This is a genomic window from Streptomyces sp. 1114.5 (assembly GCF_003635085.1).
Taxonomy (GTDB): Bacteria; Actinomycetota; Actinomycetes; order Streptomycetales; family Streptomycetaceae; genus Kitasatospora.
This window is the reverse complement of record NZ_RBXE01000001.1, coordinates 1741876-1765850: the sequence shown is the minus strand read 5'-3', so window position 1 is coordinate 1765850 and position 23975 is coordinate 1741876. Positions and strand designations below refer to the sequence as shown.

Sequence of the window (23975 nt, the reverse complement as noted above, 5' to 3'; positions counted from 1 at the left end):
CGGTGCCGCCGAGGGCCCGACTACCCTTCTGGGCATGGCTGCCTCCTTCGACCCCGCCACCGCCGTGCCCGCCCGCGGGCGGACCGGACGCCCGGTGGGGACCGTCACCCGGGGCACCACCAACACCAACCGGCTGCGCCGGATGGACCGCTGGATCGCCCACACCCTGGGCCGCGCGCTGCGCTCCGCCGCGCGCCCGCCGGTCGCGGTGGACCTCGGCTACGGCGCCGCGCCCTGGACGGCCGTCGAACTGGCCGGGCGGCTGCGCGCGGTGCGGCCGGACGTGCGGGTGGTCGGGATCGAGATCGAGCCGGAGCGGGTCGCGGCCGCGCTGCCGTACGCCGAGCCGCCGCTGCTCACCTTCCGGCGCGGCGGCTTCGAGGTGCCGCTGGACGGCGGTGCGCCGGCCCAGCTGATCCGGGCGGCCAACGTGCTGCGGCAGTACGAGGAGTCGGCGGTGGCCGGGGTCTGGGAGCGGCTGTGTGCCCGGCTCGCCCCGGACGGGCTGCTGGTCGAGGGCACCTGTGACGAGGTCGGGCGGCGGCACGTCTGGGTCGCGCTCGGCCCGGAGGGGCCCCGGACGGTGACCTTCGCGGCCCGGCTGGGCGGCCTCGACCGGCCCTCCGACCTGGCCGAACGGCTGCCGAAGGCGCTGATCCACCACAACGTGCCGGGCCGCCCGGTGCACGCCTTCCTGACCGACTTCGACCGGGCCTGGGCGGCGGCCGCGCCGTACGGGGCGTTCGGGGCGCGGCAGCGCTGGGTGGCCTCCTGCACGGCGCTGGCGGGCAGCTGGCCGCTGGTGGACGCCCGCGGGCGGTGGCGGCAGGGCGAGGTCACGCTGCCCTGGTCGGCGTTGGCGCCGTAGCCGCCGTACAGAAGTGCGGGAGGGGGGCGTGTGAGGGTGCGGGCGGACGGTGTTCGCGGGAGCTGGTGAGCGAACCGATGCATTCACTCGAACGAGTTATCGAATATCTCTGGCGTGTTGACGCCCCGCCGCGCCACGATGGACCCGGCCGGGCGGCGACACCACAGGCCGCCCGGCAGCACCGCCGGCCTTGCTGTCAGCCGTCCAGCCCGAGCAGGTCCCGCCGGGCCTGGTCAAACACCTCGTACATCTCCGACCCGAACAGCACGAACCGCACCTCCGCCAGCTCCGCGCCCGCCTCCGCGTCACCGCCGTCCAGCACCTGCGCGACGGTGGTCAGCGCGATCCGGGCCGCATCCGCCGGCGGCCAGCCGTAGATCCCGGCCGACACGGCCGGGAAGGCCACCGTGCGCGCGCCCAGCTCGACGGCGGCGCGCAGCGACTCGCGATAGCAGGAGGCCAGCAGCTCCGCCCGCTCCTCGTACTCCTCCGCCCGGTACACCGGCCCGACGGTGTGCACCACCCACCGGGCCGGCAGCCGTCCGGCTGTCGTCGCCACCGCGCGCCCGGTGGGCAGCCCCTTGCCCCAGTGCGAGGCGCGCAGCCGGCGGCAGTCCGCCAGGATCTGCGGCCCGCCCTTGCGGTGGATCGCACCGTCCACCCCGCCACCACCCAGGAGGGAGGAGTTGGCGGCGTTCACCACCGCGTCCACCTGCTGTTCCGTGATGTCACCCTCGACCAGGGTGATCCGCGTCCGCACCGCCTGCCCCCTTCTCCGCCCCGCGCGGCAGCCGCCGGGACGGGCATCCGAACCGTCGTCCGAGTCGTATCACCACACCGCCACCGGCGTGGCAATAACCACAACGGCGCCGGTCGGCCAGAGAAATCCCCGGAGATCACGTTATGGTCGCGAGAAGTTCCCCGACGCACGGTGCCAGGAGGGCACTGCGGACGGACGTCGACCGTTACGCAGTCGGGGAAAGGGAGGAACCACCGATGCCCGCAACGGGAGACGGGCGGGCACCTGGTGCCGCGGACCTGCCGGGCGCCCATGGCGGCGCCCCCGTCGGTCATGCCCGCACCCGCCCGGCCAGCACCGGCCCCACGACGGCGACTCCCCCGATACCCCACCCCCGTTCGCAGCCCGTCCGGGGCGCCCGCGCGGCCCACGCCGCCCACCCGTCCCACGTCTCCGAGGTCATGCCGGGCCCCGGCCAGGACGGCCCCGCCGACAGCGGCGCACCGCTGCGGCTGCTGGTCATCGAGGACGACATCTCGGACGCCCAGCTGATCAAGGCGGCGGTGGCCGACAGCGGCACCTCGATCGAGATCCACTGGGCCCGCGGCCTCGACCAGGCCACCGCCCTGCTGGCCCCGCCCGCCCACTCGGCCCGGCGCGGACGCAGCCGCGGCCAGGAGTTCGGCTGCGTGCTGCTCGACCTCACCGCGCTCGCCGACCTGCCGCACCCCTCCGACTCCTCCGACGGGCTCGAAGGCCTGCACGAACTGCTCCGGCGCGCCCCGCACATCCCCGTCGTGGTGCTCACCGACGCCGCCGGGGCCGAACTCGGCGCGGCCGCCGTCGCCGCCGGCGCCCAGGACTTCCTGATCAAGCACGAGACGGACGGCCCGCTGCTGGCCCGCGCCCTGCGCTACGCCGTCGAACGCAAACGCGCCGACGAGTCCCAGCGCCGCCTCGTCGAGGCCGAGCTGCGCGGCCAGGAGAACGCCCGCCTCCAGCGCCACCTGCTGCCCACCCCGCTGCTGGACGGCGCCGGGCTCTCCTTCACCCGGCGCTACCGCCCCGGCCGCCGCCGCGCCCTGCTCGGCGGCGACTTCTACGACGCCGTGCGCACCGACGACGGCACCGTCCACGTCGTGATCGGCGACGTCTGCGGCCACGGCCCGGACGAGGCCGCGCTCGGCGTCGCGCTCCGGATAGCGTGGCGCACCCTGGTCTTCGCCGGCCTCACCGGCGAGGCCCTGCTCACCACCCTCCAGCACGTGCTGGAGCACGAGCGGCGCAGCGACGAGATCTTCGCGACGCTCTGCATGCTCGTCATCGAGCCCGGCGGCACGGACGGCAAGCTCGAATCGCTCGGCTCCGGCGAGCGGGCCCGGCTCTACCTCGCCGGACACCCGGCGCCGCTGCTGCTCGGCCGCGACCACCAGCCGGTCTCGCTGCCCTCCGACCTCGCCGGACCCGCACTCGGCCTGCTGCCGTGCCACGACGGCCAGGCCGCCTGGCCCGCCCACGAGGTCGAACTCCGGCCCGGCTGGCGGCTGTTGCTCTACACCGACGGGCTGATCGAGGGTCGGGTCGGGGCCGGCTCCCGGCGCCTGGGCCAGGACGGGCTCGCCGACCTGATCGGCGACCACCAGTCCGCCGGGCTGACCCGGGGGCGGCTGGTCGACAGCGCCATCGCCGAGGTCGAGGAGCTCAACGGCGGGGCGCTGACCGACGACGTCGCGGTGCTGCTGCTGGAGCGCAACCCGGTGCAGCTGATCCTGGGCTGACCGGCGGGCGGGGTGTGTTCGGACCCCGGAGAGCTTGCGGACATGCGGCGGCCCGGGCGGGTGAACTCCCCGCCCGGGCCGCCGCGTTGTCCGCCGCTCCGGCTACCAGGGCCCGTACGGACCGGTGTTGCTCCGGCCGCCGCGGCCGCCGCCCCCGGTCAGCGCCCGGATCGCGGGGCGCACGTCCACCACGTAGACGATCGAAGCGACCAGGCCGGCCAGGGTGCCGATGCCGGTGAAGAAGTTCACCCCGAACAGGAAGTCCCAGCCGAAGGAGATCGCGAGGATCGCGACCCAGAACCCCTTGGTCTTCTTGTCCGCCGCCCGGTAGGCGTCCTCGCGGCGGGTCGCCGCGTCGACCAGGGCGAAGAACTTGTAGGCGAGGATGGCGATCGTCGCCCACCAGACCGGATTCAGGTACTGGAAGGCCAGAATCTGGAGCGTTCCGCCCATCGCGATCTCCTCTGTCTCTCAAACTCCGGCGCTTCGATCCCCGCCCATCCTGGCACGAGGACCGTGCGCGCCGGGGTCAACGTCCCGCGGTCACCGAATGTGCCCCCGCAGGGGCCCGCTCACTCCGAGTCGGCGGAAGCGGCCTTCGGCTTCCGGGCCCGGGCGGGCTTCTTCGGCGCCGGCTCCGCCGCGGTGGGCTCCTCGGGGAGCTCGGCCGGTCCGGCGGCCTCGGCGGGCGCGCCCGGGCGGGCCTTGTCCACCACGACCTTGCCGCGCTCGGCCAGCTCGTCGTAGGTCTCCTTGGCCTTCACCGCCAGCTCGACCGCCCGGCCGACCTGCTGCAGGGCGAAGCCCTGGGCCCGCTCCTGCAGGGCCTTGAGGTCGGTGGGCAGGGCGGTGACCGCCTCGCTGACCTTGGCCGGCGCTTCGGCCAGCAGCGACTGCGCCTCCTGGAGCTTCGCGGTGGCCTTCTCCTGTGCGCCCTTGCGGTCCGCGGCCAGCGCCTCGACCTTGCCCGGCACCTCGCGCAGCTTCTCGTACGCGAGGTCCCCGGCGCCGGCGAGGGCGTACAGCGGGGTGGGGTCGCTGAGGGTCTTCTTGATGTCGTCCGTGATCGGCATGGTTACCGGTCCTCCCGGTGGGGGTTCTGAGTGGCTGAGGCGTCGGTCGTCGCACCCGGGGCCGGGGCGGCGTTCTCCTTGAGGAAGGCGTCGTAGACCGCGAGCAGCGCCTGCTTCTGCCGCTCGTTGATCAGCGGATCGGCCAGGATCGCGGCCCGCAGTTCCAGGCCCTCGCCCCGCCGCTCCTCCAGGATCCCGGCCTGGACGTACAGCGTCTCCGCCGAGATCCGCAGCGCCTTGGCGATCTGCTGCAGGATCTCCGCGCTCGGCTTGCGCAGCCCGCGCTCGATCTGGCTGAGGTACGGGTTGGACACGCCGGCGGCCTCCGCCAGCTGCCGCAGCGAGTACTGGGCGTTGCGACGCTGCTCCCGGATGTACTCGCCCAGCGAGCCGACATTGAGTGAGGCCATGCGGACAGCCTGCAACACCGCGCTTGCAAATGCAAGCAGGACGCTAGCGGGAGCAAATGCGGCGCGGCTGGGCGAGGGTGGGGCGGGCCGGTGGGGCGGGGGCGGTCAGCGGAGGTGGGCGAGGAGCAGGTCGGTGAGCCGTTCGGGGGTGCGCAGCGGGAGGTAGTGGTCGGCGTCCGGGACGAGGTGGCCGTGGGCGCCGGGGATGTCGGCGGCGAGCCGGTGGGCGATCGCGGCGATCTCCGGATGGTCCCGGTCGCCGTGGACGACCAGGGTGGGGGCGGTGACCTCGCCGAGGCGGGGTTCGGCGGGCCTGGCGGGGGCGCCCGCGAGGAAGTGCTCGCTGACCAGGCGGCGGGCCGCGTTCTCCGCGACCATCGTCGCGATCAGCTCGCCGCCCGGCGCGGTACGGCCCATGGACGCCCAGACGGACAGCTCCAGCTCGGCCAGGGCCGCCGCGTCGCCCTGCCGGCGGGCCTGCGCGTAGGCGGCGGTCTCCGGGGACGGCGGCCAGTCGTGGCCGCTGACCGAGGCGCCGACCAGCCCGAGGTAGTCGACCCGGCCCGGGTGGGCGAGGGCGAAGTCCAGGGCGGTCTCCCCGCCCATGCTCAGGCCGACCAGCGCGGCGCTCGGCAGGCCGAAGTGGTCCAGCACCGCGCGCAGGTCCTCGACGTCGTCGAACGGCTGCTCCGGGTCGGTGGACCGGCCCAGGCCCCGGACGTCGTAGCGGATCACGTCGTGGTGGCGGGAGAGCGCCGGGACGACGGCGTCCCACAGCCGGGAGTCCATGCCGGAGCCGTGCAGCAGCACCACCGGGCGGCCGGCGCCGGAGCGCTCCGCCCACAGCCGGCCCCCACCGGGGGCGGGGACCTGGACCTGGGACGCGGGGTGACCGGTGTCGGGGCTCATCCGGCGATCCTCTCAGGGCGCCGGCGGGGGGATCCAGGGCAGGCCCGAAGGCGGGCTCTACGGAAGGCGGATGGGCATCAGGACGGAGAAGGTGCCGGCGCGGCCGGGGGTGCGGATGGCCAATGGGGCGATGGGACCGCCGAGTTCGAGCAGGAGCTGGCCGGGCTGGTCGGACCGGTCGGGGCGGCCGGCGTCGAGGGCGTCGAGCAGGAAGTCCCGGTTGACGGCCAGTCGGAAGTCCTCGGGGGCCGGGTCGGCGGCGACGGTCAGTCGGCCGTCCTCGGTGAGGGTGAGGACGGTGACCTCGCAGTCGGTGCCGTGCGGGCCGGAGGGCAGGGTGCGGGTGGCGCCGGTCTCGACGGCGGCGCGGAGGTCGGCGGCGGCGAGGGTGATCCGGTGCTGTGGTTCGAGCCTGGTGAGGGCCCGGTGGTCGGGGTAGTCGAAGTCCAGTGCGGCACCTTCGATCCGGTGGTCGCCGATCTCGCAGCGGAACAGGCCGCCGCCGAGGGTGAGCCTGGCCTCGGCCGGACCCGCGCCGAGCAGGGCGCGGACGGCGTCCACCAGGGGGGTGGGGACGATGACGCCGCAGGCCGGCGCGGCGGGGGTCGCCGGCTCGGAGGCGGGCGCCTCGGAGGCGGGGACCTCGGCGAGGGCCATCCGGTAGCGGTCGGTGGCGACCAGGCGCAGCACCGCGCCGTCCGGCTCGAACAGCACTCCGGCGAGGGAGGGCAGCTCCGGGTCGCCGCAGACCGCGAAGCGGACCGCGTCCAGGGCGGCGGCCAGCTCCTCGGTGGGGACGGTGCGGCGCACGTCGGCGGGGGTGGTGGACATCGGTTGCTCCCTCTGGTCGATCAGCGCGTGGATCAGGGAGAGCTCACGACGGGCGTCGGCGAGGCCGTCCTCCAGCCGGTGCAGGTGCGCGTCGAGCACCCGGCGGGCCTCGCCGCTGCCGGGCGCGGCGCCGAGCACGGCGCGGATGCCGGCCAGCGGCAGGCCGACCCGGCGCAGCCGGGCCAGCAGTCGGGCGTCGGCGAGCTGGTCGGGGCGGTACCAGCGGTAGCCGGTCTGCGGGTCGACCCAGGCGGGGGCGAGCACCTCGGCGCCGTCGTAGTAGCGCAGGGTGCCGACGCCGAGGCCGCTGGCGCGGGCCAGCTCGCCGATGCTGTGCAGCTCGCTCTCCATGCCGGTGACTCTGCGGGCTCGACCTGGTCGAGGGTCAAGCCCGGTCGGCACCGCCGCCGGGGCCGGCGGGGTCGGCGGGGGTGCTGGGGTCGGCGGGGGCGGTGAGGTGGGTGAGCTTCTGCGGGTTGCGGATGGCGCGGATCGCGGAGATCAGGAGCGTGCCGTTCGGGCCCTCCACGAAGTCGAGCACCGAGACGGAGTCGACCGCGCCGTCCACGGTGACCAGCACGCCGGGCTCGCCGTTGACCAGAACCGGGTGGGCGGCGGCGGCGCCCTCGCCCCGCCGGCGGAGCACGCCGAGGATGAAGCGGGCCACGTTCACGGCGCCGGTGACCGGGCGCCGTGCGGCGCTGATCACTCCGCCGCCGTCGCTCCAGGTGGTGACGGACGGGGCGAGCAGTTCGAGCATCCGGTTGAGGTCGCCGCCGACGCAGGCCGCCAGGAACTCGTCGGTGGCCCGGCGGCGCAGCTCGGGCGGGGCGTCGTAGCGGGGGCGGCGGGCGCGCACGTGCGCCCTGGCCCGGCTGCCGACCTGGCGGCAGGCGGCCTCGGTGCGGCCCAGGGCCTCGGCGATCTCCTGGTAGGAGAAGCCGAAGGCCTCCTTGAGGACGAACACCGCCCGCTCCAGCGGGGACAGGCTCTCCAGCACCACCAGCAGCGCGAGCGAGACGGTCTCGGCGCGCTCGACGCCCTCGGTCGCGTCCGGCTCGGCGACCAGCGGCTCGGGCAGCCACGGGCCGACGTAGGACTCGCGGCGGACGGCGGCCGAGTCAAGCCGGTTGAGGGCGAGGTTGGTGACCGTACGGGCCAGGAAGCCGCCGGGGCTGGCGACCGGGCCGGCGACCCCGCTCCAGCGCAGCCAGGTGTCCTGGACCAGGTCCTCGGCGTCGGCGACGCTGCCGAGCATCCGGTAGGCGATGCCGAAGACCATCCGCCGGTGCTGCTCGAAGTCGGCCAGCCGGGTCGCGGTCGGCTCGGTGTCGGCCGCCCGGTCGGCGATCGGACGGCCGGCGATCGGACGGCCGTCGGCCGGCCGGTCAGTGATCGGCCGGTCGCCGGTGGCCCGGGTGTCGTGGGTGTCGGTCACCCTCGGACGCTACCCCACGGCCGTGGCGCCCCCTCAGCTGCGGAAGGCCTCGTACGCGGGGGCGAGGAGGGTGGCCAGATCGCGGCCGTGGACGGTGATGCCGGAGCGGCCGAGGCGGCGCAACGAGGGTTCGTCCGGCTCGGGCGGCTCGCCTGCCGGCGGGGCGGGGCGCAGGCTGAAGTCGCCGCGCCAGTAGGCGGCGACGTTGACCATGGGGGTCGGCTGCTCGGTCACGCGTCCTCCTCCGCAACGGCGTCCTCCCGGGTGAGGGCGACCAGTTCGCGCAGCGCCCCCAGCGGGAGGTCGGTGAGCCAGTGCTCGCCCTCCCCCACCACCGTCTCGGCCAAGGAGCGCTTGGCGGCGAGGAGTTCGTCGATGCGCTCCTCGACGGTGCCGACGCAGACCAGTCGGCGGACCTGAACGTCCCTGCGCTGGCCGATCCGGAAGGCGCGGTCGGTGGCCTGCTCCTCGACCGCGGGGTTCCACCAGCGGTCCAGGTGGATCACCTGGTTGGCGGCGGTCAGGTTGAGGCCGGTGCCGCCGGCCCGCAGCGAGAGCAGGAACACTCTTGGGCCGTCCGGGCTTTGGAAGCGCTCGACCAGCTCCTCGCGGCGCGCCCGGGACAGGCCGCCGTGCAGGTAGAGCACGTCCTCGCCGAGCCGGCGCTCCAGGTACGGGCGGAGCATCGTGCCGAACTCGGCGTACTGGGTGAAGACCAGCGTGCGATCCCCCTCGGCCAGCGCCTCCTCCAGCAGCTCGGCCAGCCGGGCGACCTTGCCCGAGCGCTCCCCCAACGCCGAGCCGTCGTGCAGCAGTTGGGCCGGGTGGTTGCAGACCTGCTTGAGCTTGCCGATCGCGGCCAGCACCGTGCCGCGCCGCTCCACCCCCTTGATCCCCTCGACCCGCCGCAGCAGGTCGGCGACCACCGCCTGGTAGAGGCCGGCCTGTTCGGCGGTGAGGTTGCACCAGACGGTCATCTCCTGCTTGGCGGGCAGCTCGGCGGCCACCACCGGGTCGGACTTGAGCCGGCGCAGCACGAACGGCGCGGTGCGGCGCCGGAGTTCGGCGGTGCGCTCGGGGCTGCGGTGCAGTTCGACCGGGATGGCGTAGCGCTCCTTGAAGCGTTCGGCCGGGCCGAGCAGGCCGGGGTTGGCGAAGTCCAGGACGGCGTGCAGTTCGGAGAGCCGGTTCTCCACCGGGGTGCCGGTCAGCGCGATCCGGTGGCGGGTGACGGGCAGGGCGCGGATCGCCCGGGACTGTGCGGTGCCGGTGTTCTTGATGTGCTGGGCCTCGTCGGCGACCACCCGGCGCCAGCGGATCGTGCGCAGGGCGGCGAGGTCGCGCTGGACCAGCCCGTAGGTGGTGATGACCAGGTCCGCTCCCCGTACGGCTTCGGCGAGTCGATCGGCGCCGAGGCGGCCGGAGCCGTGGTGGACGTAGCGCCGCAGGGCGGGGGCGAAGCGCTCGGCCTCGCGCTGCCAGTTGCCGACCAGGGACATCGGGCAGACCAGGAGGGTCGGGCCGGGGGCGCCCTCGGCGGTATCGGCCTGCGCGGTCCTCCCGGCGGCCTCGGCCTGTTCGGCGGCCAGTAGGGCGAGGGTCTGGACGGTCTTGCCGAGGCCCATGTCGTCGGCCAGGACGGCGCCGAGGCCGAGCCCGGACATCGTCCGCAGCCAGGCCAGCCCGCGCTCCTGGTACGGGCGCAGCACGGCCCGGAAGTCCGGGGGCAGCACCGGGGCGGGGGCGGCGTCGGCGCGCCCGGCGAGCAGGTCGCCGAGGGGGCCGTCCGCGCGGACCGAGGTGACGGGCAGCCCGGCGACCGTGGCCTGCGGGTCGAGGGCGAGCCGCAGCAGGTCGGCGGCGGCCAGGACGCCGTCGCGCCGGTCGGCGAGGAAGGCGAGCGCGGCGGCGATCTGCGCCGGGTCGGCCTCCAGCCAGGCACCCCGGACCCGGACCAACCCCTGCTTGGCGGCGGCCAGTTCGGCCAGCTCCTGTTCGGTGAGCGGTGCGCCGTCCGGGCCGAGCGCGGCCTGCCAGCGGAAGGCGACCACGGCGTCCCGGTCCACCTGGCTGGTGGTCGCGAGCGAGCCGGGCGCGGGCGGGGTGGTGGCGCGCAGGGCGAGCCCGAGCCGGGGGCGGCGGCGCCACCAGGCGGGCAGCAGCACGCCGAAGCCGTCCTCGGCGAGGGCGGGTGCGGCGGTGCGCAGGAAGTCCAGCGCGCCCGCCCGGTCGAGCGGCAGGGCGGACGGGCGGGAGCGGTGGCGCAGCCCGTCCAGGTCGGGCCAGCGGTGGGCGGCCCGGGCGAGTTCGGCGACCAGGACGGCGACGGGGTCGGCGACGGGGTCGGCGGCCGGGCCGACGGCGGGATCGCCCGCCTTGCGGGCGAGGGCGGCGTACCCGGCGCCGCCCTCGTGCAGCTCGGCGGCGCGGATCAGCAGGGACGGCTCGTCCACGGCCTGGAGCAGGAACTCCAGCTGCCAGGCGTCGTCGGAGGGGCGGCCCTCGGGGTCGTCGGGATCGGGGCCGAGCGGCTCGACCAGGCGGAAGCAGAGCCGCAGCGCTGGGTCGGCGGGCTCGGCGGCGGCGTACCAGGCGGCGACCCGGCGGCGCAGCTCGGCGAACTCGGCGAACTCGGCGAACTCTGCGGAGCCGTCGGAGCCGTCGGAGCCGTCGGAGCCGGAGTCGGCGGGCGGGAGGCCGTCGAGCGCCCCGTCGGGGGTGGCCAGGGCGTGCAGCCACCGCTCGGTGACGGTCTCGCCCGGCTCCGGGAAGGGGGAGCGCCGGTCGGCGAGGGCGGCGCGGGCCTCGGCGTCCACCAGCGCCTCCAGCGCGCTGTCCAGCAGTGCCTCCCCGGTGCCGGCGCCGTGCGGCCACTCGCCGAGCAGGACGGGCGGGCAGCCCGCGGCCAGGGCGGCGGCCTCGCGGCGGCCGGCCGGCGTCGGGTCGGGCCGCCAGCGGGCCTGCGGGCGGGCGTCGGCCAGGACCGGCACCGGAAGCACCCGGCCGCGCCCGACGGTCCGCCAGGCGAGGTCGTGCACCCCGGTGAGCCAGCGCAGCGAGGGGCCGTGGACGACCTCGACCCGCCCGGTGCCGGGCAGGTCGGTGCCGGTGACGGCCCACTGCGGGTCGAAGACCTCGCCGAGCAGTTGGGCGGCGGCCCCGGCGTCGAAGAGCAGCGCCGGCACCCGCCAGGGGGCGAGCACGGCGCCGCCGCGCGGCGGGGTGACCGGCAGGTCGGGCGAGGGCGCGGGGGCGGCGCCGACGGTGGGCAGCAGCAGGGTGGCCCAGCGCTCAGGTGCCTGCCCGGCGAGCCAGCCGAGGCCGGGGCCGATGCCGCCGAGCACCGCGGCCAGCTCTGCGGCCGGGCAGGCGTAGGGGTGGGCGCGCGGGGCGGGGCGGTCGGGCTGCGGCCCGGCGGCGCCGGGGTGGGCGCGGGCGTCCTCGGCCCAGAGCGCCAGCTGCCCGTCCGCCCGCCAGAGCGCGTGCAGGACGAACATCGGGGGCCTTCCGGGCGGGTGACGACGGTCCTTCGCAGCCTAGCCGGGGGGTCTGACAGCGGCCGTCGGGCCGAGCGGGCCGGGCTGCGGGGCCCAGCCTGCCCCGGCCATCGGACCAAGCTGCCCCTGCCGTCGGGCCCGGCCGGCGAGGCAATCGGGCGAATGCGGAAGAAACGCCCGAAGTTCGTGGTTGAAATTTGAACGACAGCGTCGTACGCTGGAGCCCAGAAGTTGAAGCCTAAACAAATGGCTTTGGACCCGAGGAGGAGCCATGGGCCTGTTCAACCGCACCAAGACCACCACCGAGACCGCCACCGCCGTCGCCGTCCAGACCCCGGCCGGCCCGGACCTGTCGCACCTGACCGGCGACTGGACGATCGACGCCATGCACAGCGAGATCGGCTTCTCGGTCCGCCACGCGATGGTGACGAACGTCAAGGGCCGCTTCACCGAGTACGACGGCAAGCTGCACCTGGACGGCACCACGCCGCACAACTCCTCGGCCGAGCTGGTGATCAAGGTCGCGAGCATCGACACCAACCAGGCCCAGCGCGACGAGCACCTGCGCACCGGCGACTTCTTCGCCGCGGACAGCTACCCGGAGATCCGCTTCCGCAGCACCTCCACCGAGCAGCTCGGCGACGACACCTACCGGATGACCGGCGAGCTCACCATCAAGGACACCACCCGCCCGGTCGTCCTGGACCTGGAGTACACCGGCAGCGCCACCGACGCCTACGGCGCCGAGCGGGTCGGCTTCGAGGGCAGCACGGTCGTCGACCGCACCGCCTTCGGCCTGACCTACAACGCGTCGCTGGAGACCGGCGGCGTGCTGATCGGCGAGAAGGTCAAGCTCAGCTTCGACATCTCCGCCGTCAAGGCCGCCTGACCCGCCAGCCCGCCGGGCGGGCCCGGCCCGCCCCCACGAGCACCGCCCCTGCCCATCCCCCCCGGGGCAGGGGCGGTTTCGTTCAACCCGCTCCCGCTACGCCGGCACTCCCGCTACACCGCCGTGCCCGCCGGGCAACACACCCGTCGGGAGCAGCGCCGCATCGGCCTCCGGCAGCCAACTGCCCGGCGGGCGGCGCAGCCAGCCCTCGGCCGCGCCCAGCACACCCGCCGCGTCGGCCAGCGCGCGCAGCCCCGGGTGCCGTTCGCCGGGCCGGTGCACCAGGCTGACCAGGCTCAGCGGCACCGGCTCCACCAGCGGCAGGTTCACCGTGCCCGGAATCCTCGGCCCGCCGACCGTGGTCAGCATCGGGTCGCCGTGCCGGGCGAGGTAGCGGGCCGTCTCGTCCACGCCCACCGGCGGGACGTACGGGTCCGCCGCCGTCAGGCCGTGCTCGCGCAGCAGCCGGGCACCGAGGTCGGCCCACTCGGTGGTGGCCGGGTTGCCCGCGCAGATGTCGACGGGGTGCCCGACGAGTTCGGCCAGGCGCAGCGCCGGGCGGCCGGCCAGCGGGTGGGTGTCCGCCATCATCACCGACATCTGCTCCAACCGCACCGGCAGCTGGACGAGTTGGCCACGTACAGGCGCGGGCAGCCCGGCGAAGCGGCCGAAGGAGGCGTCCAGCCGGTGGGCCAGCAGTTCGACGGCGGCCGCGGCCAGACCGCCGTGGAAGCGGGCCAGCAGCTCGCCCTCCGGCCAGGCCGCGCGGGCCCGTTCGAGCACCCGGTCGGCGGTGAGGTCCGGGCCGGTGACGTCGCTGTTGAGGTCGAGCAGCAGCGGCCGGGAGGCCGCGCCGGCCGCGGCCTCGGCAAGGATCTCGTCGTGCAGGGCGAGGAGTCGGCGGACCCGGGGCAGCAGCCGCTGCCCGGCCGGGGTGAGGCCGACACTGCGGGTGGTGCGGGTGAACAGCGCCTCGCCGAGCAGCCCCTCCAAGGCCCGGACGTCCCGGCTGAGCGCCTGCTGGGCGATGTGCAGCCGTTCGGCGGCCCGGCCGAAGTGCAGGGTCTCGGCGGTCGCGACGAAGCCGCGGAGCAGGCGGGGGTGCAGGTCACGGGGCATGGGCGGCAGATTAACAACGCGGATCGACAACGCGGATCGACAACGCAATTGACAACAGCGTGTTGTGAATGCGGCGGAACAGGTGTTGGACGGTGCCCGGCGGGGCGGCGAGGCTGTGGGACATCCCCCTTCTTCCTGCGTTCAGGAGCCCGATGCCCGCGCCTGCCCTCCTCGCCTCCTACCGTCGGCTGTTCGCGGCCCCCGGCGCCGCCGCCTTCACCCTGGCCGGGCTGCTCGGCCGGCTCGCGATGCCGATGACGGGCGTCTCGCTGGTGGTGCTGCTCTCCGAGCGGCGCGGCTCGTACGGGCTCGCCGGGACGGTCTCGGCGGCCGGGCTGGTCACCGGCGCGATCGGGATGCCGCTGATCGGCCGGCTGGTGGACCGCTACGGGCAGGCCCGGGTGACGGTGCCGGCCGCGCTGTACAACGCCGTCCCGCTCGCCGCACTGCTGCTCTGCGTCCGCTTCGGCGCCCCGGACTGGACGCTGTACCTCTGCAACGCGGCCTGCGCCGCCGCGCCCAACCTCGGCGGCATGGCCCGCTCCCGTTGGGCGCACCTGTACCGGGACGACCCGGCCGCCCGGCACCTGGCCAACTCCTTCGAGCAGGCGCTGGACGAACTCTGCTTCATGACCGGGCCGGTGCTCGCCATGCTGCTCTGCACCACGCTCGCCCCGGAGGCCGGGCTGGTCACCGCCGGCACGCTCGGCACCACCGGCGCCCTGCTGTTCGCCGCGCAGCGGTGCACCGAACCGCCGTTGCCGCCCGTTCCTTCCGCCTCCCCGTCCCCGGCACCGGGGCGGACCTCCGGGCGTCCGCACGGTTCCCCGCTGCGGGTGCCCGGGCTGCGGGTGCTGGTGCTGACCTTCCTCGCGACCGGCATGGTCTTCGGCGCGACCGAGATCACCACCGTGGCGTACGCCGACGCGCTCGGGCACAAGGCGGCGGCAGGTGTGCTGCTGGGCCTGGTCGCGGCCGGATCCTGCGTGGCGGGGCTGCTGTTCGGGCTGCTGACGCCGCGCCGGACACCGGGCGCGCGCTTCCTCGCCGGGGTCTCGGCGATGGCCGCGGTGCTGCTGCTGCCGCTCGCCGCCGGGCTGGGCGGGGCCGGGCTCGTCCTGCTCGGGATGGCCCTGTTCGCGGCCGGCACGGCCACCGCGCCGACCATGGTGACCGGGATGACGCTGGTCCAGGAGCTGCTGCCGCAGCGGCAGTTCAACGAGGGCATGGCGATGGCGGTGTCCGGCATCGTGGTCGGCATCTCGACCGGCGCGGCGCTCGCCGGGACGGTCGCCGAGCACGCCGCCCCCGGCACCGGGTACGCCCTGCCGGCCTCGGCCGCCGCGCTCGCGCTGCTGATCGCGCTGGCCGGACGGCGGCACCTGCGGACGCGGAGGCGATCCACAGCCGGGGAATCCGCGCCGGAGACGGCGGGCGAAAATCCCGAGCGCGTTGTCAGTGCCTCCGTCTAACTTCGAGTCATGGCGGAAATCACCTACGTCCGAGGCGATGCCACCACGCCCCAGGGCAAGGGCGTGAAGGTGATCGCGCACGTCTGCAACGACCTCGGCGGCTGGGGCAAGGGCTTCGTGCTCGCGCTCTCCAGACGCTGGCCCGAGCCCGAAGCCGCATACAAATGCTGGCACCGGGAGCGGGCGAAGAACGACTTCGGCCTCGGCGGCCTGCAGTTGGTGCAGGTCGAGCCGTACGTCTGGGTGGCCAATCTGGTCGGCCAGCGCGGCATCCGGACAGGGCGCTCCACGGGGGTGCCGGTGCGGTACGAGGCGATCGACACCGGGCTGGCCGCGCTGGGCAGCCGCGCGCTGGAACTCGGCGCCTCCGTCCACATGCCGCGGATCGGCTGCGGACTGGCGGGCGGGCGCTGGGAGAAGGTCGAGCCGCTGGTCACCGCCCGGCTGGCGGCGCGCGGTGTGCCGGTGACCGTCTACGACTTCGACTGACCTCCTTCGACCCCACTCCGGCCGGTGACTCCGGTCCGGCCGACGACCCTGGTCCGGTCCACGACCCCGGTCCGGTCCACGACCCCGATCCGGCCTACTGCTCCGTGCGCCCCGGCCAGGCGTACACGTACTCGGGCAGCACGAACCCGCCCGGGAAGACACCCTCCTGCGCGCGGACCCGTACCGCGCCCTCGCGCTCGTAGAAGGCGATCGCGCGGGTGTTGTCGCGCAGTACCTCCAGGAACAGCTCGGCTCCGGGATGCCGCTCGGCGACGTGGGCCCGGGCCGCGGCCAGCAGGTCCCGGCCGATGCCGCCGCCGGTCAGGCCGGGACGTACGTGCAGGTTGTCGACCAGGACCCGGCCGTCCGGCTGCGGGACGAGGTAGACGAACCCGACCGTTTCTCCGGCCCGTTCGGCGATCAGCAGCCGGGGCGTGTTCTCCGGCTCGCCGTAGTCGGCGTCCAGCCGCAGTTTCCACAGCTCGCGCCGCTGGGCGACCATCCCGTCGCCCAGCGCCTCCTCCGGGACGATCCCGCGGTAGGTGGTGCGCCAGCTGTGGGCGTGCAGTTCGGCGATGGACTCGGCGTCCTGCACCTCGCCGGGCCGAATGACGGTCTGCCCTGAACTGATCATGTGACAAGCCTCCCACAGAAATGGAGTTGAACATGTTCAACCGAAGCGCCTACAGTTTCACCAAGTTTTTGAACGTGTTCGAATCACGGGGGACGGCGTTCGTGGCACCGGATGCGGAGGGGGCATCCGGTGCCATGAACACCGACAACACCGACACCGGCTGGAACCTCGTCTCCGGCTAGGCTCGTCCCCGTGGACGACCTGGCAGCGACGAACCGAACGGACGACGAGAACGGTACGGCCGAGGATTCGGCCGTACCCGGCGCCGGGGCCGTACCCGGCACGGAAGGCGGGCCCGGCACCGAGGCCGTGGCCGGCGCCGAAGGCGGGCCCCTGCCCGGCGGCCGGGCTCGGCCGAAGACCGACAAGAGCGAGGCGACCCGGGCGCTGATCCTGGAGACGGCCATGCGGCTGTTCCAGGAGCGGGGCTACGAGAAGACCACCATGCGCGCGATCGCCACCGAGGCGGGCGTCTCGGTGGGCAACGCCTACTACTACTTCTCGGCCAAGGAATTCCTGATCCAGGGGTTCTACGACCGGATGACCTACGACCACGCGGCCGACGCCAGGCGGCGCATGGCGCACACCCGGGACTTCTCCGAGCGGTTGAGGATCGCGCTGGACTCCTGGCTGGACACGGCCGCGCCGTACCACGAGTTCTCCGCGCAGTTCTTCCGCACCGCGGCCGACCCGACCAGCTCGCTCAGCCCGTTCTCCAACGAGTCCCACCCGGCCCGGGCGACGGCCGTCGAGCTGTTCCGCGAGGTCCTGCAGGGCTCGGAGCTGGCGCCGAAGCTGGACGCCGAACTGGTCGAGCTGCTGCCCGACGTGCTCTGGCTGTACCTGATGATCGTGGTGCTCTACTGGGTCTTCGACCGCACCCCGGACACCGAGCGGACCAGGGAGTTCGTCCGGCGCTCGACGCCGCTGACGGCCCGGGTGATCAACCTGTCGCGCTACCGGGTGTTCCGCCCGATCGTGCGCGACGCCAAGGGCCTGATCCAGGACTTCATCCTGCCCACCATAGGCAAGACGGCCGTCAAGTAGCGCCCACCGCAAGCGAATCGAAGACGAGTCGACGGCGAACCGGCAACGAATCGGAGACTCGGAGACGAGGAAGGGCCGGTCCTCCGCCACGGAGGGCCGGCCCTTCCCACATCCTGCCGATCCGGCCGGCTCAGAACATGTCCGGGTTCCAGGGCCGCAGCGGGGTGCGCAGCAGCAGGTCCGCGGCGGCGGCCGCGCCCGGGCGCAGTTCGGTGAGCAGCCCGGCGGCGGCCAGCCGAGGGGCGCTCTCCCCGCCGAGGTAGAGCGAGCCCAACTCCGGGGCCCCGAGGACGAGGTCGGCCTCGTCGGTGGTGCGGGTGCAGGTCCCGGTGCCGTCCGGGGCGGCCTCGATCGCCCAACGGCCGGACGCGAAGCCGAGCTTGTCCTCGACCTCCAGCACCACCCGGCCGGGGGCGCCGTACGTCCGGGCGCCGAACGCCGCCTCGACGTCCAGCACGCGCAGCCACATGAAGTCGGCGTTCTCGTCCTGCGGGGTGGCCGCGCGAGGGTTCTGGAGCAGCAGCGGCAGCGGGTCGTCCGAGGAGGCGTTGGCCACGACGATCCTGGCCACCCAGTCGACGGACATCAGGAAGCGCCACAGCTCGACCTTGGTGGGCAGGTCGAGGGCGATGAACTCCTCGACGGTGAGCGTGCAGTCGGGGTAGGCGCCGTCCCACTTGTCGTCGACCCGGTAGGCCACCAGACCGGTGACCGCGCCGTCGGCGTCCCGGTGGACGGCCGCGAACGGCTCCGTGAAGTCGAAGCCGGGCACCCGCACCTCGCCGGTGTTGCGCTGCCACCACAACTCGTCGCGGTCGATCGCGCCCGGCTGGGTACGTCGCCAGCGCTCGTGCAGGGCGGGCCCCAGCTCGCGCGCCTCGGCCATGGTCACGAAGTCGATCCGGCCGCCGGGGACGCCCGGCAGTCCCTCGCGCAGGCCCCGGGTCCGGCGCAGGTCGACGCGCCAGCCGGCGCCCCGGGTGGCCGGGCCGAAGCCGAACCGGCCGTAGATGTTGTACTCGGCGGCGATCAGGATGGCGACCGCCGTACCGCGCCCGGCGGCGGCCGTGAGGTCCCGGCGCATCATCGTGCTGAGCAGGCCGCGGCGGCGGTGGGTGGAGCTGACCGTGACGTGGGTGACGGCGTCGGCGGTGATGACGGCCCCGCCGGGGACGGTCAGTTCGGCGTCGTAGCTGCGGAAGGTGGCGATCGGGCGGTCGTCGTCGCGGTCGAAGCCGGCCAGCATCCGGCCCGGCTCCCACTGCCGGCGGCGCACCTCCGCCGCGCTGTCCACGTGCGGGCGCAGGAAGCCGACGGTCAGCGCGCGGTCCCAGGCCGGCACCTCGTCCTCGGAAACCGCCCGCACCCGGAGCCCGTTCACGGTGTCGACGGCCGCGTGGTCTGTGCTGTTGCCCATGGGGCCACCGTACGGCGGGGCCCCCGGAGCAGCACCCGATCAATTCCGTGCCCGACTCATTCCGCACCCGATCCGGTGTGCTTCCCCGGCAGCACGACCCAGTGGTTGGTGCGCAGGATGCGGCCGGCGAAGTCCAGGTCCCGCTCGCCGAGCAGCCGGAAGCCGAGCGCCCGACAGATGCCGTTGGAAGGGCCGTTGGTGGCGCCCGGGTTGGCGTGCACCTCGCCCCAGCGGCCGTCCGCGGCGGCGGCGTCCAGCACCCGGCGGACGGCCGTCTTGGCCAGGCCGCGCCCCTGGTACTCGGGCAGCACCATCCAGCCGATCTCGGAGTACGCCGCGCCGTCCTCCTCCTGCGGCCAGAGCATGACCGCGCCAGCGACCTCGCCGTCCTCGGCGCCGTCCGGGACGATCATCTTGGCCCAGCAGCGGTCCGCCGCCACCTCGACCACGTCCTTGCGCAGCCGGGCCTCCACCTGCTCCCGGGACAGCGGGCCGCCCAACTCGGCCATCATCACCGGGTCGCAGCGCATCCGGACGTACGCCTCGACGTCCTCCGACCGAACATCCCTCAGCATCATGGCGCCTCCTCGTGACGACCCGGACAAGAACGACCCTGACAAGCCCGAACGGCCCGAACGGCCACGCTAACGCCGACCACCGACAGTGGCTCAGGGCCGGGCGTAGAAGTCCGGGGTGCCCATGATCCAGAGGCTGGCCTGCTTGATCGGCATGCCCACGCGGGGGGCCTCGATCATCTGGTCGTCGCCGATGTAGAGGCCGACGTGGTGGATGTCCGCGGCGCGGCCGGTGTCCGTCCAGAAGACCAGGTCGCCCGGGCGCAGTTGGCGGTAGCCGATCGGGGTGCTCTGGGCGTACTGGTCGGCGGCGAAGTGGTTGAGCTGTCGGCCGGCCTGGCGCCAGGCCATCATGGTCAGCCCCGAGCAGTCGTAGCCGCCCGGGCCCTCGCCGCCCCAGACGTACGGCAGGCCGATCTTGGACTTGGCGAAGGCCACGGCGGCGGCCGCGTCCTCGGCGGACCACGGACGGGCGGGGGGCGCGGCAGCGGCGGCCTTAGCGGCTTCGGCGGCCTCGGCCTCCCGGGCGGCCTGTTCGGCGGCGGCGCGGGCGGCGGCCTCGGCCTCGCGGGCGGCGATCGCCTCCAGTGCGTCGCGGCGCCGGCGTTCCAGTTCGACGGTGGTGTGCCGGGCGGCGGCCAGTTCGGCGAGCAGGTGTTCGCGGCGCCGGGCGGCGGCGGCCACCTCGCTCTGCTGGGCGGCCAGCCGCTGTTCGGCCCTCGCCCGGGCCGCGCCGACCTCGGCGGCGGCCTTCTCGGCTGCCTCGGTGGCGGTGCGGGCGGCGGCAGAGGCGGTGCGAGCGGTGGCGGCCGTGGAGGTGGCGGCGTCCAGGATCTGCCGGGTGCGTTCGCTGACCTGGCCGACGGCGGTGGCGCGGTCGCGGGCTTCGCGCGGGCCGTGGGCGCCGAGCAGGGCGTTGAGCGCGGACAGTTCGGCGCCCACGCCCTGGCGGTAGGTCTCGGCGGCGAGCCGGGCCGCGTCCTCGGCGGCGGCCGAGCGCTCGCCCTCGGCGGTGGCGGCGCGGCGCGCGGCGGCGTCCTCGTCGGCGCGGGCCCGGGCGAGGGTGAGCTGGGCGCCGTTGTAGGCCTCGACGGCCTGTTCGGCGCCGCGCCCGGCGCGGTCCAGTTCGGTGCGGGCGGCGGTGAGCGCGGTCTCCAGGGCGGCGGCCGAGGAGGCCTTGCCCTCGGCCTCGGCGCGGGCGCGGGCGATCTCCTCGGTGCTCGGGTACGGCTCCTCCCCCGCGGCGGGGCCGGTCGTCGGTCCGCCGGCGGCCGACCCGCCGGCGGCAGGTTCGCCCGTGGCAGGTTCACCCGGAGCCGGGGCGGACGGCGCGGCCTGGGCCGCGGGAAGCAGCCCGAACAGGGCGGTGAACGACAACAGGAGGGTCGGCAGGAACCTGCGCGCCACGGGACATCCCATCTGACGGGTCCGGAGGGGACGGCGGCGGACGGCGCGCGGCGCACGGGCGGGCAGCGGCCGGGCGGCTCGGGAATCCGACGATTCGTCCCATCACATGACAGAACGGTCACATGACGCCCATGTTCTCAATTCCGCCGGCCCTCACACCTCGAAAAGCGCTCCGCCGGTCGAGTGACCATCAGATGATCCGACCCTGGCTCAACTCCCGCCGGGCGCACAGGGTGGACGAACTACCGGTGGATCCGGGGGGTGTGCGTCCGCAGCCGGGGGTGCCGCTCGGGGCGGCGCTCCAGCCCGGTCGGGGTCACGGCGTAGGTGCGGCTGCGCCCGGCCCGGACCGTACGGCGGCGCTGCTGCGCCCGGTGGAAGCGGCCCGGACCGGCTGCCACGGCCCCGTACGACGGCCCCTCCCCGGCCGGGGCGTGCGGCGTCGCCCCGGCGGCGGCCACCGAGCGGCGGTCGGCCAGCCGGGCCCGGCGGCGGGCCAGCGCCCGGGCGGCGTGCGCGTCGAGGTGGGCGCTGGCCCGGGCGGCCATCCGCTCGGCCACCCGGTGGGCGGCGGGGTGGTTGGCCGGCACCTTGTCGGGGGCACCGGCGATCAGGTCGAACAGCCAGGTGCGGGCCCGGTCCGCACGCCGGTGCAGCAGGCGCTCGCGCCGCAGCGCACGCGCCCGGCGGCGGGGGCGCGTGGTGTACCGCCAGCGCGCCCAGGGGCTGCTCGGACGGGCCAACCGGATCGCGCCGATCCAGGACAGGCCGGGGACCATGATCCCGAGCAGGCCGGTCCACACCTTGCCCTTGAGCAGGGTGATCACCGAGGCCAGCGCGTTCACCGAGATCACCGTGATCACGCCCCAGCGGGTCTCCTCCCCGGGCACCACGCCCAGCGGCACGTACCCGATCAGCAGCAGGGCGGTGAACAGGATCCCGAAGATCACCGCGTCCACCGACTTGCGGCCCTGCTCGCTCCAGTACACGTCGTCCAGGTGCAGGATCAGCGCGAACTCGTCCAGCACCAGGCCGCAGCCGATGCCGAAGGCCAGCCCGAACCAGTCCATCCACGGCTGACCGCCGTAGGTGGCGAACACCCCGATGCCGCCGAGCAGCAGGAAGCCCAGGCCGAACACCATGTGGTGGATGTGCAGCCCGCCGGGCGTCACGTTGCCGGGCCACCAGCGCACCTGGGCGCGGATCATCCGGACGCTGAAGCGGATGAAGACGAAGGAGGTGATGAAGCCGACCAGCAGCAGGAACAGCGGTTGCTTGTGCGCGTTGACGATGTGCTCGCGGTAGCTGTCCAGCAGTGTGGTCATGGGTCTTACCTTCGTTCCTGGTCCTGCGTCGGGCCTGCCGCGACATGGCCGGGAGCCCTGGGGTTTCCAAGGGCCTCCCGCACCGCTCAACGCGCGGTCAGAACCCTCGGGTGCGCTTGGCCGCCCGGCGCGGCACCGCCGGGTAGAGCGAGGGGAGCTCGGCGCCGACCGGCAGCTTCAGGAACAGCCGGGCGATCTCCCCACCGAGGTTCACCCCGACCGCCAACGCCATGGCGATCGCCGCCGCCCGGAAGACCGACACCAGGCCGGCGCTGGAGTGCCCCTGGGCGAAGGCGAGCATCCCGAGGTAGAGCGCCGAACCCGGCATCAGCGGGCCGATCGCGGCGGTCACGTACGGCAGTGCCGAGTCGTTGCGGTAGCGGGCCATCAGCTGGCCGAAGAGGCCGACCAGGCCGGCCGCCACGCCGGTGGCCGCGATCGGGTTGACGCCCGCGTTGTGGACCAGCGCGCCGTAGCTGGCCCAGCCGATGCCGCTGTTGACCGTGACCAGGGCGAGCGTGCGGCGGTCGGTCTGCAGCAGCGTCGCGAAGGCCAGGGTCAGCAGCATCGCGGCGACCATCTGGACCGGCGGGTAGCTGATCCCCACCAGGCTCTCGTCCGGCTTCAGCTTCGCCTCGAAGCCGACGCCCAGGTAGAGGATCACCATCACGCCTATCACGATGCCCGCGACCAGGTAGATCACTTCCAGCAGCCGGGCCGCGGCGGTGATGTAGAAGCCGGTCAGGCCGTCCTGCACGGCCGCGACCAGGGCGCGCCCGGGCAACAGGGCGAACAGACCGCCGGTGATCACGACCGAGCCGCGCAGGCCCCAGTCGTTGAAGGAGAGGATGATCCCGGAGGCCGCGGCCGGCATCGCGGCCGCCACGAACTGGTAGAACTCCGGCAGCCGGCGCTTGGCCAGCGCGGAGGCCAGCCGGTCGCCCAGCACGGCCGCCACGAAGGCGCTGCCGAAGACCAGCCAGGCCTTGTCGTCGGCCCGCCCGCCGACCAGGAAGGTCGCCGCGCCGGCCAGCAGACCGGTGGTCAGGGCGAGGAACCAGGCCGGGTACGGGTGCCGGTTGCGGCGGATCAGGGCGAGCCGGCGGTAGGCGTCGTTGACCGACACCCGCTCCGCGGTGATGTCCGCGACCAGCACGTACACCGCGTTCAGCCGGGTGTAGTCGGAGGTGCGCCGGCGCACCACGCGGTCGGCGGTGACCGGCGGCTCGACCAGCGAGGGCTGGTGCGAGATGCCGATGAGGGTGAAGGTGACCTGCGGCTCGCAGCGGTCCAGCCGGTAGGCGTGCGCGATGCCGAGCATCGCCGCCTCGACGTCCTCGGCGGCCTCGCCGCTGGCCAGCAGCAGCTCGCCGATGCGCAGGGTCAGGTCGAGGATGCGGGGCACGTTGCGGGTGGCGCCCGCGGAGGGGTGCAGCTCGCGGGCGGTCCGCTCGAAGGAGGGGCGCTCGGACATCGGGGTGCGCAGCAGCGTGCGCATCCGGTCCGGCCAGGGCGCCTCGCCGGGAGCGCCGGCGGTCAGCTCCGGGATCGGGATGCCGGTCGGCGGGGTGTAGCCGGCCGCCCGCCACTCCTCGGGGGTGAGGGTGTCCTCGGCGACCGAGCGGCGCCGGGCCGGGCGGGCGTCCTCGGGAGCCGCCGCAGCCGCACCCGGCAGGCGCGTCTCGACGGTCAGCTCGGGGTGCGGCTCGACGGGGTGCGGCTCGACGGCCGGCTCGGGGTGCGGCTCGTGCTCGGGTGCCAGCAGGCCCCTGGTCTCCGGGACGGGCGGGGCGAGCGGGACCACGATGGTGGGCTCGACGGGCGGGGCCGGGTGGCCGAGCAGGCCCTCGGTGGGCGGGGCGTCGGCGGGGTGCACCGGCTTCGGGGGTGTCCGCCGCGGCTGCCCCGCCGCCCGGCCTCCCCTCGCCCGCTTGCCCGCACCCGGTCGGCCCCGCTTAGGCACTTCCGCTCCTTGCCGCCCCTGGTGGCCGCCGGCCACCGCTCGATCTCGGGTACACCTTGCCTGATCGAACAGCCGGACGCACATGTACGGGACGT

General features: G+C 74.8%; 23 protein-coding genes. 7 read left to right on the top strand and 16 right to left on the bottom strand.

The window, feature by feature from the left end; all coding sequences use genetic code 11:
* Positions 1 to 34: 34 nt before the first annotated feature.
* A complete protein-coding gene (locus BX285_RS07650; protein WP_121174771.1) occupies positions 35 to 868 on the top strand; it encodes a class I SAM-dependent methyltransferase in 834 nt (277 codons plus the stop codon).
* Positions 869 to 1064: 196 nt separating this feature from the next.
* Here BX285_RS07650 and BX285_RS07645 read toward each other — a convergent pair whose 3' ends face one another.
* On the bottom strand, positions 1065 to 1628 hold the full coding sequence (locus tag BX285_RS07645) for an O-acetyl-ADP-ribose deacetylase (RefSeq protein ID WP_183107023.1): 564 nt from the start codon (positions 1626 to 1628) through the stop codon (positions 1065 to 1067).
* 236 nt (positions 1629 to 1864) lie between these two features.
* Here BX285_RS07645 and BX285_RS07640 point away from each other — a divergent pair, with 236 nt between their 5' ends.
* Positions 1865 to 3385, top strand: coding sequence for a PP2C family protein-serine/threonine phosphatase (locus BX285_RS07640; RefSeq protein WP_097237314.1), 1521 nt, complete (start codon positions 1865 to 1867; stop codon positions 3383 to 3385).
* Between the two features lie 102 nt (positions 3386 to 3487).
* Here the strand turns inward: BX285_RS07640 and BX285_RS07635 are convergent, their stop codons facing one another.
* The 8 genes from BX285_RS07635 to BX285_RS07600 form a co-directional block, all read right to left on the bottom strand.
* Positions 3488 to 3838 carry a DUF2516 family protein gene (locus tag BX285_RS07635; protein ID WP_121174770.1) on the bottom strand — a complete coding sequence of 117 codons (351 nt, stop codon included), beginning with the start codon at positions 3836 to 3838 and terminating at the stop codon, positions 3488 to 3490.
* Positions 3839 to 3957: 119 nt separating this feature from the next.
* Positions 3958 to 4458: a hypothetical protein gene (locus BX285_RS07630; protein WP_097237312.1), complete on the bottom strand. Its 501-nt coding sequence runs from the start codon at positions 4456 to 4458 to the stop codon at positions 3958 to 3960.
* A 2-nt stretch (positions 4459 to 4460) separates the two neighbouring features.
* Positions 4461 to 4868: a helix-turn-helix domain-containing protein gene (locus tag BX285_RS07625; RefSeq protein WP_097237311.1), complete on the bottom strand. Its 408-nt coding sequence runs from the start codon at positions 4866 to 4868 to the stop codon at positions 4461 to 4463.
* 105 nt (positions 4869 to 4973) lie between these two features.
* Positions 4974 to 5777 carry an alpha/beta fold hydrolase gene (locus BX285_RS07620; protein ID WP_121174769.1) on the bottom strand — a complete coding sequence of 268 codons (804 nt, stop codon included), beginning with the start codon at positions 5775 to 5777 and terminating at the stop codon, positions 4974 to 4976.
* Between the two features lie 57 nt (positions 5778 to 5834).
* Positions 5835 to 6959 carry a MerR family transcriptional regulator gene (locus tag BX285_RS07615; protein WP_121174768.1) on the bottom strand — a complete coding sequence of 375 codons (1125 nt, stop codon included), beginning with the start codon at positions 6957 to 6959 and terminating at the stop codon, positions 5835 to 5837.
* 34 nt (positions 6960 to 6993) lie between these two features.
* On the bottom strand, positions 6994 to 7890 hold the full coding sequence (gene sigJ / locus BX285_RS07610; protein WP_220783942.1) for an RNA polymerase sigma factor SigJ: 897 nt from the start codon (positions 7888 to 7890) through the stop codon (positions 6994 to 6996).
* Positions 7891 to 8079: 189 nt separating this feature from the next.
* On the bottom strand, positions 8080 to 8280 hold the full coding sequence (locus tag BX285_RS07605) for a hypothetical protein (protein WP_097237308.1): 201 nt from the start codon (positions 8278 to 8280) through the stop codon (positions 8080 to 8082).
* Positions 8277 to 11543, bottom strand: coding sequence for a DEAD/DEAH box helicase (locus BX285_RS07600; RefSeq protein WP_121174767.1), 3267 nt, complete (start codon positions 11541 to 11543; stop codon positions 8277 to 8279). The genes BX285_RS07605 and BX285_RS07600 overlap by 4 nt, the downstream gene beginning before the upstream one ends.
* 271 nt (positions 11544 to 11814) lie before the next feature.
* On the opposite strand from BX285_RS07600, the gene BX285_RS07595 reads away from it, so the two are divergent.
* On the top strand, positions 11815 to 12432 hold the full coding sequence (locus BX285_RS07595) for a YceI family protein (protein WP_097237306.1): 618 nt from the start codon (positions 11815 to 11817) through the stop codon (positions 12430 to 12432).
* A gap of 96 nt (positions 12433 to 12528) precedes the next feature.
* On the opposite strand, the gene BX285_RS07590 is transcribed toward BX285_RS07595, so the two are convergent.
* Positions 12529 to 13551, bottom strand: coding sequence for a LysR family transcriptional regulator (locus tag BX285_RS07590; RefSeq protein ID WP_121174766.1), 1023 nt, complete (start codon positions 13549 to 13551; stop codon positions 12529 to 12531).
* A 152-nt stretch (positions 13552 to 13703) separates the two neighbouring features.
* Between BX285_RS07590 and BX285_RS07585 the strand changes: the two genes are divergently transcribed.
* Entirely contained in the window at positions 13704 to 15023 is a 1320-nt protein-coding gene (locus tag BX285_RS07585; protein ID WP_121174765.1) for an MFS transporter, read from the top strand.
* 9 nt (positions 15024 to 15032) lie between these two features.
* Positions 15033 to 15512, top strand: a complete 480-nt coding sequence (locus BX285_RS07580) for a macro domain-containing protein (RefSeq protein ID WP_121174764.1) — start codon at positions 15033 to 15035, stop codon at positions 15510 to 15512.
* Between the two features lie 94 nt (positions 15513 to 15606).
* Here BX285_RS07580 and BX285_RS07575 read toward each other — a convergent pair whose 3' ends face one another.
* Complete coding sequence (locus BX285_RS07575) at positions 15607 to 16146, bottom strand: GNAT family N-acetyltransferase (protein WP_097237302.1); 540 nt, start codon at positions 16144 to 16146, stop codon at positions 15607 to 15609.
* A gap of 32 nt (positions 16147 to 16178) precedes the next feature.
* On the opposite strand from BX285_RS07575, the gene BX285_RS37170 reads away from it, so the two are divergent.
* Together BX285_RS37170 and BX285_RS07570 are read left to right on the top strand one after the other, a co-directional pair.
* Positions 16179 to 16328, top strand: a complete 150-nt coding sequence (locus BX285_RS37170) for a hypothetical protein (protein WP_179852834.1) — start codon at positions 16179 to 16181, stop codon at positions 16326 to 16328.
* A gap of 10 nt (positions 16329 to 16338) precedes the next feature.
* A complete protein-coding gene (locus BX285_RS07570) occupies positions 16339 to 17193 on the top strand; it encodes a TetR/AcrR family transcriptional regulator (RefSeq protein ID WP_259470458.1) in 855 nt (284 codons plus the stop codon).
* A 130-nt stretch (positions 17194 to 17323) separates the two neighbouring features.
* On the opposite strand, the gene BX285_RS07565 is transcribed toward BX285_RS07570, so the two are convergent.
* The 5 genes from BX285_RS07565 to BX285_RS07545 all read right to left on the bottom strand — a co-directional run bounded on the left by BX285_RS07565 (position 17324) and on the right by BX285_RS07545 (position 23964).
* Positions 17324 to 18610: a GNAT family N-acetyltransferase gene (locus BX285_RS07565; protein WP_121174763.1), complete on the bottom strand. Its 1287-nt coding sequence runs from the start codon at positions 18608 to 18610 to the stop codon at positions 17324 to 17326.
* Positions 18611 to 18666: 56 nt separating this feature from the next.
* Complete coding sequence (locus tag BX285_RS07560) at positions 18667 to 19188, bottom strand: GNAT family N-acetyltransferase (protein ID WP_121174762.1); 522 nt, start codon at positions 19186 to 19188, stop codon at positions 18667 to 18669.
* Between the two features lie 90 nt (positions 19189 to 19278).
* Entirely contained in the window at positions 19279 to 20592 is a 1314-nt protein-coding gene (locus tag BX285_RS07555; RefSeq protein ID WP_121174761.1) for a C40 family peptidase, read from the bottom strand.
* A 242-nt stretch (positions 20593 to 20834) separates the two neighbouring features.
* Positions 20835 to 21917 carry a hypothetical protein gene (locus BX285_RS07550; RefSeq protein WP_220783904.1) on the bottom strand — a complete coding sequence of 361 codons (1083 nt, stop codon included), beginning with the start codon at positions 21915 to 21917 and terminating at the stop codon, positions 20835 to 20837.
* A gap of 97 nt (positions 21918 to 22014) precedes the next feature.
* Entirely contained in the window at positions 22015 to 23964 is a 1950-nt protein-coding gene (locus BX285_RS07545) for a threonine/serine exporter family protein (RefSeq protein ID WP_097237298.1), read from the bottom strand.
* Positions 23965 to 23975 lie beyond the last annotated feature (11 nt).

Excerpts from the sequence above, each read along its gene's own strand:
- BX285_RS07580 (WP_121174764.1), top strand. The coding sequence starts at position 15,033 with ATGGCGGAAATCACCTACGTCCGAGGCGATGCCACCACGCCCCAGGGC.
- BX285_RS07585 (WP_121174765.1), top strand. The coding sequence starts at position 13,704 with ATGCCCGCGCCTGCCCTCCTCGCCTCCTACCGTCGGCTGTTCGCGGCC.
- BX285_RS07625 (WP_097237311.1), bottom strand. The coding sequence starts at position 4,868 with ATGGCCTCACTCAATGTCGGCTCGCTGGGCGAGTACATCCGGGAGCAG.
- BX285_RS07650 (WP_121174771.1), top strand. The coding sequence starts at position 35 with ATGGCTGCCTCCTTCGACCCCGCCACCGCCGTGCCCGCCCGCGGGCGG.
- BX285_RS07620 (WP_121174769.1), bottom strand. The coding sequence starts at position 5,777 with ATGAGCCCCGACACCGGTCACCCCGCGTCCCAGGTCCAGGTCCCCGCC.
- BX285_RS07600 (WP_121174767.1), bottom strand. The coding sequence starts at position 11,543 with ATGTTCGTCCTGCACGCGCTCTGGCGGGCGGACGGGCAGCTGGCGCTC.
- BX285_RS07565 (WP_121174763.1), bottom strand. The coding sequence starts at position 18,610 with ATGGGCAACAGCACAGACCACGCGGCCGTCGACACCGTGAACGGGCTC.
- BX285_RS37170 (WP_179852834.1), top strand. The coding sequence starts at position 16,179 with ATGTTCAACCGAAGCGCCTACAGTTTCACCAAGTTTTTGAACGTGTTC.
- sigJ (WP_220783942.1), bottom strand. The coding sequence starts at position 7,890 with ATGGTCTTCGGCATCGCCTACCGGATGCTCGGCAGCGTCGCCGACGCC.
- BX285_RS07615 (WP_121174768.1), bottom strand. The coding sequence starts at position 6,959 with ATGGAGAGCGAGCTGCACAGCATCGGCGAGCTGGCCCGCGCCAGCGGC.
- BX285_RS07545 (WP_097237298.1), bottom strand. The coding sequence starts at position 23,964 with ATGTGCGTCCGGCTGTTCGATCAGGCAAGGTGTACCCGAGATCGAGCG.
- BX285_RS07560 (WP_121174762.1), bottom strand. The coding sequence starts at position 19,188 with ATGATGCTGAGGGATGTTCGGTCGGAGGACGTCGAGGCGTACGTCCGG.
- BX285_RS07640 (WP_097237314.1), top strand. The coding sequence starts at position 1,865 with ATGCCCGCAACGGGAGACGGGCGGGCACCTGGTGCCGCGGACCTGCCG.
- BX285_RS07595 (WP_097237306.1), top strand. The coding sequence starts at position 11,815 with ATGGGCCTGTTCAACCGCACCAAGACCACCACCGAGACCGCCACCGCC.
- BX285_RS07590 (WP_121174766.1), bottom strand. The coding sequence starts at position 13,551 with ATGCCCCGTGACCTGCACCCCCGCCTGCTCCGCGGCTTCGTCGCGACC.
- BX285_RS07575 (WP_097237302.1), bottom strand. The coding sequence starts at position 16,146 with ATGATCAGTTCAGGGCAGACCGTCATTCGGCCCGGCGAGGTGCAGGAC.
- BX285_RS07550 (WP_220783904.1), bottom strand. The coding sequence starts at position 21,917 with ATGACCACACTGCTGGACAGCTACCGCGAGCACATCGTCAACGCGCAC.
- BX285_RS07630 (WP_097237312.1), bottom strand. The coding sequence starts at position 4,458 with ATGCCGATCACGGACGACATCAAGAAGACCCTCAGCGACCCCACCCCG.
- BX285_RS07635 (WP_121174770.1), bottom strand. The coding sequence starts at position 3,838 with ATGGGCGGAACGCTCCAGATTCTGGCCTTCCAGTACCTGAATCCGGTC.